Genomic DNA, 14,100 nt, shown 5'->3' on the forward strand with positions numbered 1-14,100 from the left:
GGGTCCGCGCGCTCATTCCTCCAGCACCGCGCCCACGAAGTCCAGGCCCACGTCCCGGGTGCGGTGGACGGGGAGGCCCGCGTCGGCGTACCAGTCGTCGGTGGCCTCCGGGTGCGGGCCCACGACGCCGACGCGGCCCGCGCCGAACGGTGCGACGAGCGCGGCGGGCGTGCCGTTGGGGTAGGTGGCCAGGACCGTCGCGTCGGCCCCCGCGTCGAGGACGAAGTACGGGCCGTCCTGGAAGAAGAGGGTGCGCCATTCGCCGCGCCACCGCGTCTCCACCAGGGTGTCGCTCTCGTCGTGGACCGTGCAGCCCGGTGAGCGGATGTACTGGTCGGTGTCGCCGGGCAGCAGGGCGAACCCCGGCGTGGCCCCGGCCAGGTAGGCGCCGAGGCAGAAGCCCAGGTAGCGGCCGCCGCCCCGGACGTAGTCGCGGATCGCGGTGCGCTCCCGCCTGAGCCGCCGGTACGCGCGGGACAGCGTGCCGCCGCCCGGCTGCGCGTACACCAGGGCGTGGGCCAGCGAGCCGGCCGACAGCGGCAGTTCCCCGTCCGGGCCGGTGTAGCGGACGTCCAGGCCCCAGGGTCCGGCGGCGAGCAGCCCGGCCACCGCCTCCGGACAGCCCGGCAGCGCGGCCGGTCCCCGGTAGACGAGCGCGAGCGGGCGGGGCGTCACCGCGTCCTCACCGCCTCGTGGACCAGGCCCTGGGCGGGAATGCCGCTCCAACTCGTGCCCGGCGCCAGGTACTCGCCCTTCATGAGCAGCGACAGCGCGCCGAGCCAGACGCCCTCGCCGACCACCCCTCCGTAGAGCACGATCGCCCGGGTGCCGATGCTCGTGCCCGCCTCCACGGTCACCGTCGACATCTTCATCACCCGGTCCTCGAACAAGTGCGTCTGCAGGGACACCCCCGTGCCGACCGCGGCGTCGTCGCCGACCCGCACCAGGTCGAACTCGGTGAGGTAGGTGGTGCCGATCCAGGCACGCCTGCCGATGCTGGCGCCGAACCAGCGCAGCACGGGCGGCAGGAACGGGGTCCCGGTCAGGGTGCCCACCCCGGCCGGCACGGCGGCCGCCTCGTAGAGGCCGGTGACGAACTCGGTGCGCCGTACGAACCGGCTCCACAGCGGCTCGACCCGCGGCCGGTAGACCCCGACGACCAGGTGCTTGACCACCGCGCAGTACGCGATCGCCGCGAGCCCCGCGGCCATCAGCAGGACGGGCGACACGAACAGCGGCACCGCGACGACGTCCGAGAGACGGACCAGGCCGGACAGCGCCAGCAGATAGGCGTACGCGCTGCAGACCAGCACCGACGAGGGCATCGTCGTGCGGAAGAACTCGACACCGAGGCGGTGCAGCACCGCCTTGCGGGTCGGCCGGAACGTCAGTTCCTCGGGGAACGAGCCGCTGCTCTGCCGCACCGGCAGGTGGAAGGCGGGCGAGCCCAGCCACGAGGTGCCCGCGGGGACGCTCTCCCGCGGCGGGACCGTCCCCACGCCGACCAGAGAGCCGGGTTCCAGCCGGGTGCCGGCCGGGACGAACGCCGCGTTGCCGACGAACGCGCGCCGCCCCACCTCGGTGGGGCCGAAGGCCACCCGGTCGGCGGCGAAGGTGGCGGCACCGATGCTGGCCATGTCTGCGACGAAGCTCCCCTCGTCGAGGGTGAGCAGGTCCGGGTCGAGATGCGAGGCGGTGGACACCTCGGCGCCCCGGCCGATCCGCGCGCCGAGCAGCCGCAGCCACGGGACGGTGTAGAGGGTGGCGTAGAGCGAGTTGGTGTACATGAGGCTGAACTCCAGCAGCTTGTCCGCCACCCACTTGCGCACCCCCAGCGAGGAGCGCAGCGGATGGACGCCCACGGGCGTCCGGGGCAGCACCAGGCGCTTGCCGGCGGCGACCACGCAGCAGACCGTGAGGACGAACACCGGGCCGCACAGCACGGCGGCCAGCAGCCCGGCCCAGCTGTCCCAGTTCAGCAGGGCCCACCAGACCAGCGCGATGCTCGGCAGGAGGACCGCGACGACGGCGCCTTCGAGGAACGCCAGACCGCACAGCGCGGCGGCGACGTGGCGCGCCCGCCACCCGTCGCCACCGCCGCGGGACCGCAGGATGGCCTCCACGCCCGGCGCGAGCGCGTCGACGGGGCGCGGCGGCGATCCGGCCCAGCGGGCCCCGTCCGGAATCACGTCACCCTGGCCGATGACGGACTGCTCGCCGAGACCGGCCCCGGGACCCATGCGGGCGCCGGGTTCGAGGACCGCGCTCGCCCCGACGTAGCAGCGCTCCCCGATCTCGATCGGGGCGACCGTCACCCAGCCGTCCGCCACCCGCCACGGGCGCAGCGAGACCCCGTAGCCGACGGCGGAGTCGCCGCCGACGCGCAGCAGCGTCGGCAGGGAGAGCATGCTCGTGGCGATCGTGGCCCGGGGCCCGACGCGCGCCCCGAGCAGCCGCAGGTAGGCGGCCATCATGGGGGAGCCGCTCAGCACCTGCAGCGGGCTGACGCCCAGCAGCAGGTTCACCGCCCACAGCCGCACGTAGGTCCGGCCCCACAGCGGGTAGCGGCCCGGCCGGATGCCCATGCTCAGAGGGCGGACGAGGACGGCCGGTGCGATCCAGCGCACACCGAAGTAGCTGAGCAGGAGGCTGATCGCGAGCTGCGGGGAATCGTGGGGCGACAGTCGGCCGTCGTTCCGGGTGAGCGCCCAGGACACCGGCAGCGTCAGCAGGAGCAGCAGCAGGTAGATCGCGGCGGCCTGTGCCGTGCCCGCGGCCGCGATCCTGCGGCGGCCGTGGCGGAGCGGTTCCGGGCGGGGCGGCGCGGTCGGCCGCGCGGTGCCCGCCGACGCGCTCAGCCGCGTCGCCAGGCCGCGCACGGTCGGGTGCGCGTAGAGCTCGCGCAGGGTCAGGTCCGTGGCGGTGCCCCGGCCGCGCAGCAGTGACACGGCCTGGGCCGCGACGAGGGAGTGGCCGCCGAGGTCGGTGAAGAAGTCGGCCTCCACCGACAGGGTTTCGGGGGCGACGCCGAACACCTCCGCCCAGGCGTCCCTGACGTGGGTCTCCAGCCCGCCCCGGGCGGTCACCACCCGGCCGCCGTCCACCAGACGGCGGCCGGTCGGGGCGGGCAGCCGCCCCCGGTCCACCTTGCCGCTCGGCATGACCGGCAGCTCGGGGAGGACGTCCAGGAACGACGGCACCATGTACGCGGGGAGCCTGCGCCGCGCGTGCTCGTGCAGCCGGGCGACGAGGGCGTCGTCGTTCCCGCCGTCCGCCGTGCGCACCACATAGGCGGACAGCTCGCCGCCGGTGCCGTCCGCGCCCGGCGGGGCCGTCAGCGCGGTGGCCGCCTCCGCGACGCCGGGGTCCTCCAGCAGGACGTTGTCGATCTCGCCGAGGTCGACCCGGTGCCCGCGGACCTTCACCTCGGCGTCGGCCCGGCCCAGGTACTCGATCTCCCCGTCCGGAGTCGTCCGGCCCAGGTCGCCGGTGCGGTAGAGCCTGCTGCCCGGGGGCGCCAGCGGGTGCTCGACGAACCGGTCGGCGGTCAGCTCCGGCCGCCCGACGTAACCGCGGGCGACACCGGGGCCGCCGATACAGATCTCCCCCACGGCGCCGTCGGGCACCGGACGGCGCTGCTCGTCGAGCAGGAGCACCGTGTACGTGGGCAGCGGCCTGCCGATGGTCACGGCCCGGCCCGGCCGCAGCTCCCCGCAGGTCGCCGTGACGGTGGCCTCGGTCGGCCCGTAGGTGTTGAGGATGCGCCGCCCCGGCCTGCTCCACCGCTCGACCAGCCGCTGTGGGCAGGCCTCGCCGCCGACCAGGATGCTGCGCAGGCGCGGGGGGTCCCGGGGGATCGTCGCCAGCAGTGTCGGCACGCAGTACAGCACCGTGATCCCGTGGCTCTCCAGGAAATCGGCCAGCTCGGCGCCGAACCGCCCGGAGCCGGTCGGGCCCGCGACGAGCGTGGCCCCGACCGTCCAGGTCGGCCAGATCTCCTCGATGGAGAAGTCGAAGGAGATGGTCATGCCCTGGTGCACCCGGTCGTCCGGCCGCACGTCGTACAGCCCGGGGACGATGTCGAGGAAGTTGCGGATGCTGGACTGGGCGATCTGCACACCCTTGGGCCTGCCGCTCGAACCCGAGGTGTACATGATGTACGCGAGGGGGTCCGGGTCCCGCAGGCCGTGTGCCGCCGGAGCGGGCGGCGGGCGGGTGGCGGGCCGCCCGGCGAGCTCGTGCGCGCACGCGTCGAGGTCGACCACACGGCAGGAGAGCCCCGCCACCGCCGCCGAGGTGCCGGACGCGGCCAGGACCGCGTCGACGGCGGCGTCGTCCGTGATGAAGCCGACCCGGTCCGGGGGCGACGCCGGGTCGATCGGCACGAAGGCACCGCCGGCCTTGCCCACCGCGAGCAGCGACGCGTACATGTCCACCGAGCGCGGCACCAGGACCGCCACCCGTGACCCCTCGCCGATGCCGAGCCCGCGCAGGTGGTGGGCGAGCCGATTGGCGCGCGCGTCCAGCTCGGCATAGGTCAGCCGGTGCGGCCCGCACTCCAGCGCCGTCTTCGAGGCCACGCGGTCGCACGTGGCCTCGAAGACGGCGTGCAGCCGCCTGCCCGCTCCGCCCGGCGGCGCCCCGCCCGGAACGCGCGGCCCGTTCGTGGCCATGCCTCCATGGCAGCGCCGATCACGAGTGATCGCATCCCTGGGCCCGGCCGGCCGGCGCGCCTTCGCCGTCGGCCTTTCCCGCTCCGTAACCGCATTTCCCGGAAACCGCACGGATTGCGGGTGGTACAGGCACGTAGATGCGACGTCGATCGGACGTTGAACGGCCTCGGGCAGCATGGCCGATGCCGGGCAGGGAGAGCCCCCGGCACTCGCCTGTGGAATCCGTGCCGAAGGAGCTGCTGCCGAAAATGACAGAAGAATTACGGCAGTGCGAACGGCGCGCGGAGGACACGGAAAGGGGGCTGCTGCGGCGGCACCGGGATTTCCGGCTGCTGTGGTACGGCGAAACCGCCAGGGCATTCGGTGCCTCGGTCACCGGCCTGGTGCTTCCGCTGGTCGCGGTGTCCACCCTGAATTCCAGTGCCCTCGTGGTGAGCCTGCTCAGTGCCGCGACCTGGCTGCCCTGGCTGGTCATCGGACTTCCGGTCGGCGCCTGGGTGGACAGAATGCGGCGGAGATCCATCATGCTCGCCTCCGACGCGATATGCCTGGTTCTCTTCGCCAGCGTCCCCGTCGCGGCCTGGCTGGGCGTCCTGAGCATCGGCCAGTTGATGGCCGTGGCCCTGCTCACCGGCTCCGCGGCGGTGTTCTTCGAGACCGCGTACGTTGCCTACCTCCCCACCCTGCTGGCGCCGGCGGACCGTGCCGAGGGCAACGCCAAGCTGCACGGAAGCGATTCGGCGGCCCGGCTGATCGGCGTCGGCTCGGGCGGCATCATCGCCCAACTCGCCGGGGCGGTCGGCGGATTGCTCGCCAACTCCGTCACCTTCCTCGTCTCCTTCGTCTGCGTGGCCCGCATCGGCAGGCCCGAGCCGCCGCCCGAACCGGTGGAACGCACCCGCGGCGCACTGCTCCGGGAGATCGGGGAAGGGCTCCGGCTGGTCGCCCGCGACTCCTATCTGCGCAGCTTCACCCTTTTCGGGGCGACGGCCAACCTCCTGCTGACGGCCTATCAGTCCATCGCGGTCGTCTTTCTCTTCCGGGAGATCGGCCTGTCGTCCGGAACGATCGGGGTGGTGGGCTCGATCGGCGGGCTCGGCGGTGTCCTCGGCACCCTCGTGGTACGGCGGACCGCCGACCGGATCGGCACCGGACGGGCACTTCTCCTCTTCGAATTGGGGCTGCTTTCGTTCGCCCCGCTCATCGCGCTCACCGCGTCCGGTGCCGGTCTCCTGCTGTATGTCGTCGGAAGTGCCGCCGTGGGCACCGGAATAGTGGCCGGAAACGTCATCAAATCGAGTTTCCTCCAGCGTTACTGTCCGCCCGGGGTGCTCGGCCGCGTCTCCGCGAGTTCCGCATTCCTCAATTACGGGACCATGCCGCTGGGCGCCGTCATCGGTGGGGCGCTCGGCACCGTGATCGGGCTCCGCCCCGCGCTGCTGACACTGACGGTCATGCTGCCGCTGAGCGCGCTCATCCTCTATTTCTCGCCCATCAGGGAACAGCGCGATCTGCCCGAAACGGTGCTACGGACCGCCTGACCCCCGAATGCCGTCGACCCTAGGAAAAGGACGTGGAGAGATGACAGATTCTCCTGACTCCGGCAGCACCGGAACACCGGCTTGGCACCTCGCCGAGGGCAAGCCCGCCACCACCGACGTCCCGCACTTCGACACCATCGAGGAAGCGTGCGCCTGGCTGTCCGGCATCGACACCGGCCTGCGGGCGAAACTCCATGAACACGGCGCCCTCTACCTGCGCGGACTGCCCCTCCGGAGCGTCGAGGACTTCGCGCTGGTGCGGGACGTCCTGCTGCCCCGGCGGACGCCCTACCGCGAGAAGGCCACCCCGCGCAGCAGCTTCGGCAACGACGTCTACTCGTCCACCGACCTGCCGCCCGCCCAGGCGATCCGCATGCACAACGAGAACAGCTACACCCTCACCTTCCCCGGGCTGCTGATGTTCGCCTGTCTGACCGCCCCGGAGGAGGGCGGCGCGACCCCCGTCGCGGACTGCCGGGAGGTCCTGCGCAGGCTCCCCGCCGGCCTGGTCGCCCGCATGCGCGCCCACGGCTGGTCCCTGACCCGGCACTACTCCGAGCACATCTCGGTGAGCTGGCAGAACGCCTTCGCCACCACCGACCGCGCCGAGGTCGAGAAGTACTGCGCCGACAACCTCATCTCCTGCGCCTGGGACGACGAGGGCAACCTCAGGACCGCCCAGCTGCGGCCCGGCATCATCCGGCACCCCGAGACCGGTGCCGAGGTCTGGTTCAACCACCTCGCGTTCTGGAGCTCCTGGTCCCTCGACGACGAGCTCAGGGAGGCGCTGACCGACGAGTTCGGCCCGGACGGGCTGCCCTTCGAGACGGACTTCGCCGACGACCTGCCCTTCACCCGCGAGGAGCTCGACCTGATCAACGCCGCCTACGAGGCGGCGACGGTCCGGCAGACCTGGCAGGCCGGCGACGTCCTCCTCGTCGACAACGTCCTCACCAGCCACGGCCGCGACCCCTTCCGGGGCGACCGGAAGATCGTCGTCGCCATGGGCAGCCCCGTCGAACTCACCGACTGCTCCCCGACCGTGGCCCCCGCCGCACAGGTGGAGCGGACGGCATGAGCGCCACGAACGCCCTCACCCGGCTCCTCGACCCCCTGGCCCGCTTCCACGACACGGTGGCCGCCGCGCCGGACCGCCTCGCCGTGGTCGACGGCACCGACCACCTCGACTTCGCCGAACTCGACCGCCGCACGGCCCGGATCGCGGCCCTGCTCACCGCACGCGGAGCCGGACCCGGACACCGCGTCGGGGTGAGCCTCCCCCGCGGCGCGGACCTCCTGGTCGCCCTGCTCGCCGTGTGGCGCGCGGGTGCCGCCTACGTACCGCTCGACCCGGCCTACCCGAAGGACCGCCTCGCCTACATGGTGGAGCGGGCCGACGTCCGCACCGTACTCACCGGCAACGGCAGCACCACCACCACGTGGCCCACCGGCGTGGAGGCCCTCCCGCTGCCGGGCAGGGACGCGACGCGGGCCGCCGCCACGCCCGTCGAGGCCACCCCGCGGGACCCGGCGTACGTGATCTTCACCTCCGGTTCGACCGGCGCCCCCAAGGGCGTCCAGACCACCCGCGGGGGAGTGGCGTCCCTGATCAGCGGCCTGGAACTGGCCGGCCTGTACGACGCCGAGCCGCGCGTCGTCGCCTGGAACGCCAGCATCTCCTTCGACGCGTCCGTACAGCAGTGGGTCCGCGTGTGCCGGGGCGACACCATCGTCGTCATCGGGGAGACCGAGCGCACGGACCCCGCGAAGCTGCGGACGCTGCTGGACGAGCACGGCGTCGACGACCTCGATCTGACGCCCTCCCACTGGGAGTTCCTGCGCGACAGCCTGCTCGCCCCCGCCATCGGCGGCCGTCCCCTGCGGCTGTTCATGGGCGGCGAGCCCGTACCGCGGGCCACCTGGCGGGAACTGGCCGCCGCACGGGAGCGCGGAGAGATCGAGACCGTCAACCTGTACGGCCCGACCGAGTGCACCGTGGACGCCACGACGGCCTGGATCGAGGGCCCCGAGCCGCACATCGGCCGTCCCCTGCCGGGCGTCGTCGCCCGCGTGCTCGGCGAGGACCTCGCCGAACTCCCGGACGGCACCGCGGGCGAGCTCTACCTCGCCGGCCCTGGCGTCGCGCACGGATACGTCGGCAACCCCGCGCTGACGGCACAGCGCTTCGTCGCGTACCCCTTCGCCCGCGGCGAGCGGATGTACCGCACCGGGGACAAGGTGCGACGCCTGCCCGACGGCAGCCTCGCCTACCTCGGCAGGACCGACCGCCAGGTCAAGATCCGCGGCTACCGGGTCGAACTGGGCGAGATCGAGACCACCCTCGCCGGTCACCCGGACGTCCGGGCCGTCGCCGTCACCGTCCACCACGACGCCGAGGCGGGCGACCGGCTCGCCGCCTACTACGTCCCGGCCGACGGCACCTCCCCGGCCCCCGACACACTGCGCGACCACCTGGCCGCCGCCCTGCCGCCGTACATGGTCCCCTCCGCGTACGTCGGACTCGACACCATGCCGCTGACGGTGAACGGCAAGGTCGACACCGCCGCCCTGCCGGACCCCGGCGACGCTCCGGCGGACGGGCACATCGCCCCCGAGGGCGAGCTCGAAACCCTGATCGCCGGGGTCTGGGGCGAGGTCCTCGGGCGCGAACAGGTCGGCGCCGACGACGACTTCTTCGCCCTGGGCGGGCACTCGCTGCTCGCACTGCGCGTGGTCGCCCGGCTGAAGAAGCAGCTCGGCATCGTCATGCCGGTCAAGGAGGTCTACCGGCACCCGAGCCTCCGCGACCTGGCCCGGCACATCACCACCCTCACCCCGTAGCCGCACCCGGCGGCACCCGTCCTCCCCGGCCCCGCCCTTCCCCCATCCGGCGGGGCCGGGGAAACCCGAGCCCGCACCACCCCCACCGAACCACCTCCACCGAACCACCCCCATCGACGAAGGAACGCGCTCAGTGGCCCCACACCAGGACACCAAAGTCATCCGCATCCACACCCCCCGGAAGACCGACCGCACCCTCATCTGCCTGGGATTCTGCGGCGGCGGCACCGGCCCGTACCACCAGTGGAGCACGGCCCTCCCCGACCACACCGCCCTCTCCGCCGTCTGCTACCCCGGCAGGGAAGGCCGCTTCCTGGAGGACTGCGCCAAGGACTGGGACGAACTGGCCGCCGACGCCACCGAGTGCGTACTGTCCGCCGTCGACGGCCCGTACGTCCTCTTCGGCCACAGCATGGGCGGCTGGATGGCCTTCGAAGCCGCCACCAGGATCGAGCGCGACGGCGGCCCCGCACCCGAGGCCCTGGTCGTGTCCTCCTGCAACGCCCCCGACCGCGGCCTCACCCCCCGGGACATGTTCCCGGCCATGCAGGACACCGACGCCGAACTGCTGACCTGGATGAAGAGCAACGGCCTGATGCCCGCCCACGTGCTCGGCGACCCGGACCTCGAAGAGATGGCGCTGGAGCTGATGCGCGCGGACATCGAGGTCCGCGACACCTTCCGGCACACACCGGACGCCAAGGTCCGGGCCTCCCTCCAGATGCTCTCCGCGACCGACGACAGCGTCATCGAGGCCGACGCCGGCGAACAGTGGCGCGCCCTGGCCCTGGGCGACTACCGCCACGACGTCCTGCCCGGCGGCCACTTCTACACCCCCGACATCTGGAACACCTTGCCCACCCGCATCGCGGCCCTCAACACCCCCACCGGAGCGGGCGTATGACCACGCACAGTCCTCTCGATGTCGTCGTGAGCGGCACCGAGTCCGACTCCCACACCTGGAACCTCGTCTACCTCCAGCTGCTCCTGGAGGGCTGGGGACATCGCGTCGAGAACCTCGGCCCCTGCATCGCGGGCAAGGACATCGTCGCCCGCTACGGATACCAGGCCCCCGACCTCATCGTGCTCAGCAGCGTCAACGGCCACGGCGAGAGCGACGGACTCCGGGCCATCGGCGCCCTGCGCGCCTCCCCGGCACTCGCCGGCACCCCCGTCGTCATCGGCGGCAAGCTCGGCACCCACGGCACGGACGGCCGGGCCCGGGGCGACGGCGGCCCCGACGACGTCGCCCGGCGGCTGCTCGCGGCGGGCTTCGACGCCGTCTTCCTGGAGCCCGTCGACCTCGGCACGTTCGAGGACTTCGTCGCCTCGGTCACCCCCCGCGCCCACCGGGCCCACGAGACCCTCCAGCCGAGCCGGGCGTGATGCAGGACCCCACGGTGACAGCCCCGCGCAGCCTCTTCGGGGACTTCGTGGCACGGTCCCGCGCCGCGGGCCGCCTGGTGGTCCAGCCCAGGATGGGGTTCGGCGACCCGAGGACGATGCGCGACGGCCTGACCGCCGTCAAGGAGGCCCGTGCCACCACCATCGGCACCGTCACCCTCGACAGCTACACCCGCGTCGGTGACCTCGACGCGGCCCGCAAGGCGCTGGACGAGGGCGCGGACATCAACGGCTACCCCATCGTCACCCACAGCCTCACCACCAACAGACAGCTCCTCGACGGCCTGCTCGCCCCCGACTTCCCCATCCAGGTGCGGCACGGCTCGGCACGACCGCAGGACATCATCGCCGCCTCGCTGCGCGCGGGCCTCGACGCCACCGAAGGCGGCCCGGTCTCCTACTGCCTCCCCTACGGGCGGATCTCCCTGCGGGACTCCGTGCACAACTGGGAACAGTCCTGCCGGCTGATGGCCGCCGCCCGCGCACACGGCGCCGAACCCCACGTCGAGACCTTCGGCGGCTGCATGCTCGGACAGCTCTGCCCACCGAGCCTGCTCGTCGCGATCAGCCTCCTCGAAGGCCTCTTCTTCCGCCGGCACGGCGTCCGCAGCATCTCCCTGAGCTACGCCCAGCAGACCCACGCCGAACAGGACCGCGGAGCCGTCCGCGCGCTGCGCCGCCTCGCCCGGCACTTCATGCCCGACGTCGACTGGCACGTCGTCATCTACACCTACATGGGCGTCTACCCTAGGAGCGCGGCGGGCGCGCGGCTGCTGCTGGAACAGTCCGTCGACATCGCCGTACGGACCGGCGCCGAGCGGCTCATCGTGAAGACCGCCGCGGAGGCCCACCGCATTGCGACCGTCGCGGAGAACATCCAGGCACTGGAGACCGCCGCCGCGACGGACCGCCACGTCCGCGCCGCGGGCCCACCACCCGCCGACACGGACGACTTCACGGCCGACCCGGACGCCCAGGAGATCTTCGACGAGGCCCTGAGCGTCATCACCACCGTCCTCGGACTGTCCGAGGACCCCGGCACGGCCCTCATGCAGGCCTTCGCCCGCGGGCTCCTGGACGTCCCGTACTGCCTGCACGCGGACAACATGGGCCGGACCAGGAGCCACATCGCCCCGGACGGCCGGCTGCGCTGGTCCCGGACCGGCTCCCTGCCCTTCCGTGCCGAGGGCACCACCACCGACAGCACCGGCATGACGGCCGCCGGCCTGCTGGGCGCCCTCTCCCGCGTGCAGCGCTCCTTCGACCAAGCGGCGATCCTCGGCGTACCGCCGGGCGACCGCGTGCAACTGATCCACTGAACCAGGGGGAAACCCGATGAACGACCAGCTGGACACCCGGCCCCGCGCCGCCCTGCCGGACCACCTCCGGAACCCCGTGACCCGCTCGATGGTCCGGGTGCAGAACCGCATCATCCAGGCCGCCCGCGAACACCTCACCGCGGAGGGCTTCACCGAACTCATGCCGCCGATCATCGGCCCCGTCACCGACCCCGGCGGCCGCGGCTCCAAACAGATCGACATCGACTTCTACGGCCACCGCTACAAGCTGATGACCAGCGCCATCCTCTACAAGCAGGCGTCGCTGCTGGCCTTCGACAAGATCTTCTGCGTCGCCCCCAACGTCCGCCTGGAGCCCCTCGAAACGGCCAACACCAGCCGCCACCTCGTCGAATTCCACCAGCTCGACGTCGAGATCGCGGGCGCCTCCCGGCACGACGCCATGGCCGTCGCCCAGGACATCATCACCCAGGCCACCGCCGCGGTCGTGGCCGACCTCGGCGACGAACTCGCCGCCCTCGGCAGGGACCCGCAGGCCTTCGCCGCCCTCCTCAAGGAGGACGCACCCTTCGACCGGACGACCCACGCCGAAGCGGTCGCCGAACTCACCCGCCTCGGACACAAGCAGAACCCCGACGCCGAGATCGACTGGGAAGGCGAGGCCCTCCTCTCCATCCGCGCCGACAGGCCGTTCTTCATCACCGACTACCCCAAGGGATCCCGCGGCTTCTACGACCGCGAGGACGCCGAACGCCCCGGCGTCCTCACCAACTTCGACCTCATCGCCCCCGAGGGCTACGGCGAACTCATCAGCGGCAGCGAACGCGAACACGACTACGCGCGCATCGTCGCCCGCATGCGCGAAACCGGCGAGAACCCCGCCAAGTACGCCTGGTACCTCGACATGGTCCGGCAGGGCATCCCCGGCAGCTCCGGCTTCGGCATCGGCATCGAGCGCCTGACCCGCTACATCGCCGGACTCGACGCCGTATGGCAGGCCACCGCCTTCCCGAAGACCCCCGGGGTGGTGTCGGCGTGACCGCCTCCCTCACGGCCGCCGGATTCCCCGAGCAGGACATCCGCCGACGGGCCCGCGAAGGCGCCGCCGCCGCGTTCCCGTCCCGCGAGGAGTACGGGCACCAGCTCTTCGGCGCCCGGCCCGGCACACCCGCCACGGACCCCCTCGACGCGCTGCGCCTGGTGCCGCCCGTCCTCATGCCCCAACGGCTCGAGAAACTGATCGAGCTGGCCCGCGAACCGCACTACGGCGACGTCGACCTCCACACCGACATCGGCGGCTTCCGGTCCACTGCCCCCGTCTACGTCTCCGCGTTCGGCTCCACCCAGGTCGCCGACTCCGGCCTCGGCGCCGCCGTCAGCCGCCAGGCCGGACGCCTGGGCATCCCCATGGTGATCGGCGAGAACATCGTGCCGACCGTCGGATACACCGGCGGCGGCACCGGCACCGGCACCGGAAGCGACACCGGGAGCGGTGGCATCCTCGCCCGGCTGCGCGCCTACGAGAGCGAAGTACCGGACGGCGTCGGCGGCATCGCCTTCCAGCAGAGCACCGAGGACGCCGACGCCGAGGTCTGGAACCTGATCTACAGCGCGCCCTCCGCCCAGCACCTCCTCGACTCGGGACGGCTCGCCTTCGAGCTCAAGGTGGGGCAGGGGGCGAAGCCCGGACTCGGCGGCATGACCGTGGTCGACACCGCGTCCGCCACCCGGCTCGCCGAACACTTCACCACCGAGGACATCTTCGGCGACGGCGAGCACATCCTCCGGAGCAGCAGCCCAGGCACCTTCACCGAGGAGATCCTGCGCCAGCAGATCCGCTTCATGCGCAACAACTACCCGCGCGCACGGGTCTGGGTGAAGCTCCCGCCCGGCCGTGACATCCACACCGCCGCGGCCGTCGCCTGGGACGCGGGCGCCGACGCCGTGACCGTCGACGGCGCGGAAGGCGGCAGCGGCTGGGCGCCGCGCCCCTTCTTCGACCACGTCGGCCTGCCGCTCGCCGAGTGCCTGCGCCGCGTCCGCGCCTGGGAACAGTCCTCCTGCCTGCTGGCCTCCGGCCGGATGTGGGAAGGCGCCCGGGTCGCCAAAGGCCTCGCCCTCGGCGCCCGCGCGGCGGGCCTGGGACGGGCCGCCCTGCTGGCCGTGGACGAGAACCCGGACGACGGCCTCGACCGGCTGCTCGCCTGCCTGACCCTCGAACTCCGGCTGATCGTCAGCGCGCTGGGGAAGTACGCGCCCTCCGCGCTCGCCCCCGAGGACGTCTGGGCACCCGGCGTCACCACGCTCGACAACTGAGCGATTCAACCGGCCCTTTCGCGTCCA

General features: G+C 72.7%; 10 protein-coding genes. 8 read left to right on the forward strand and 2 right to left on the reverse strand.

Annotation, left to right across the window (positions count from 1 at the left end):
• Positions 1-12 precede the first annotated feature (12 nt).
• Both ACWD4A_RS08400 and ACWD4A_RS08405 read right to left on the reverse strand, forming a co-directional pair.
• Positions 13-675: a BPL-N domain-containing protein gene (locus tag ACWD4A_RS08400; RefSeq protein WP_451191036.1), complete on the reverse strand. Its 663-nt coding sequence runs from the start codon at positions 673-675 to the stop codon at positions 13-15.
• The gene (locus ACWD4A_RS08405; protein WP_451191039.1) at positions 672-4,673 is read right to left on the reverse strand and encodes a Pls/PosA family non-ribosomal peptide synthetase; all 4,002 of its coding nucleotides are present in this window, start codon (positions 4,671-4,673) and stop codon (positions 672-674) included. Before ACWD4A_RS08405 ends, ACWD4A_RS08400 begins: the two co-directional genes overlap by 4 nt.
• Before the next feature lie 248 nt (positions 4,674-4,921).
• Between ACWD4A_RS08405 and ACWD4A_RS08410 the strand changes: the two genes are divergently transcribed.
• The 8 genes from ACWD4A_RS08410 to ACWD4A_RS08445 all read left to right on the forward strand — a co-directional run bounded on the left by ACWD4A_RS08410 (position 4,922) and on the right by ACWD4A_RS08445 (position 14,073).
• Positions 4,922-6,214, forward strand: a complete 1,293-nt coding sequence (locus tag ACWD4A_RS08410) for an MFS transporter (RefSeq protein WP_451191043.1) — start codon at positions 4,922-4,924, stop codon at positions 6,212-6,214.
• Positions 6,215-6,254: 40 nt separating this feature from the next.
• Positions 6,255-7,292: a TauD/TfdA family dioxygenase gene (locus tag ACWD4A_RS08415; RefSeq protein ID WP_451191046.1), complete on the forward strand. Its 1,038-nt coding sequence runs from the start codon at positions 6,255-6,257 to the stop codon at positions 7,290-7,292.
• A complete protein-coding gene (locus ACWD4A_RS08420) occupies positions 7,289-9,055 on the forward strand; it encodes a non-ribosomal peptide synthetase (RefSeq protein ID WP_451191049.1) in 1,767 nt (588 codons plus the stop codon). Before ACWD4A_RS08415 ends, ACWD4A_RS08420 begins: the two co-directional genes overlap by 4 nt.
• A 133-nt stretch (positions 9,056-9,188) precedes the next feature.
• Entirely contained in the window at positions 9,189-9,959 is a 771-nt protein-coding gene (locus tag ACWD4A_RS08425; protein WP_451191052.1) for a thioesterase II family protein, read from the forward strand.
• Positions 9,956-10,441 carry a cobalamin B12-binding domain-containing protein gene (locus ACWD4A_RS08430; protein ID WP_451191055.1) on the forward strand — a complete coding sequence of 162 codons (486 nt, stop codon included), beginning with the start codon at positions 9,956-9,958 and terminating at the stop codon, positions 10,439-10,441. The genes ACWD4A_RS08425 and ACWD4A_RS08430 overlap by 4 nt, the downstream gene beginning before the upstream one ends.
• A gap of 14 nt (positions 10,442-10,455) precedes the next feature.
• The gene (locus ACWD4A_RS08435; RefSeq protein WP_451191058.1) at positions 10,456-11,778 is read left to right on the forward strand and encodes a methylaspartate mutase; all 1,323 of its coding nucleotides are present in this window, start codon (positions 10,456-10,458) and stop codon (positions 11,776-11,778) included.
• A gap of 16 nt (positions 11,779-11,794) precedes the next feature.
• Entirely contained in the window at positions 11,795-12,796 is a 1,002-nt protein-coding gene (locus ACWD4A_RS08440; RefSeq protein WP_451191061.1) for an asparagine synthetase A, read from the forward strand.
• Entirely contained in the window at positions 12,748-14,073 is a 1,326-nt protein-coding gene (locus ACWD4A_RS08445; RefSeq protein WP_451191064.1) for a glutamate synthase-related protein, read from the forward strand. The genes ACWD4A_RS08440 and ACWD4A_RS08445 overlap by 49 nt, the downstream gene beginning before the upstream one ends.
• Positions 14,074-14,100 lie beyond the last annotated feature (27 nt).

This window comes from Streptomyces sp. NPDC002537 (genome assembly GCF_053594975.1).

What these genes read in the sequence shown, in the direction of transcription:
- ACWD4A_RS08410 (WP_451191043.1), top strand. Translation starts at nt 4,922, where the DNA reads ATGACAGAAGAATTACGGCAGTGCGAACGGCGCGCGGAGGACACGGAA.
- ACWD4A_RS08445 (WP_451191064.1), top strand. Translation starts at nt 12,748, where the DNA reads ATGGCAGGCCACCGCCTTCCCGAAGACCCCCGGGGTGGTGTCGGCGTG.
- ACWD4A_RS08440 (WP_451191061.1), top strand. Translation starts at nt 11,795, where the DNA reads ATGAACGACCAGCTGGACACCCGGCCCCGCGCCGCCCTGCCGGACCAC.
- ACWD4A_RS08420 (WP_451191049.1), top strand. Translation starts at nt 7,289, where the DNA reads ATGAGCGCCACGAACGCCCTCACCCGGCTCCTCGACCCCCTGGCCCGC.
- ACWD4A_RS08405 (WP_451191039.1), bottom strand. Translation starts at nt 4,673, where the DNA reads ATGGCCACGAACGGGCCGCGCGTTCCGGGCGGGGCGCCGCCGGGCGGA.
- ACWD4A_RS08430 (WP_451191055.1), top strand. Translation starts at nt 9,956, where the DNA reads ATGACCACGCACAGTCCTCTCGATGTCGTCGTGAGCGGCACCGAGTCC.
- ACWD4A_RS08415 (WP_451191046.1), top strand. Translation starts at nt 6,255, where the DNA reads ATGACAGATTCTCCTGACTCCGGCAGCACCGGAACACCGGCTTGGCAC.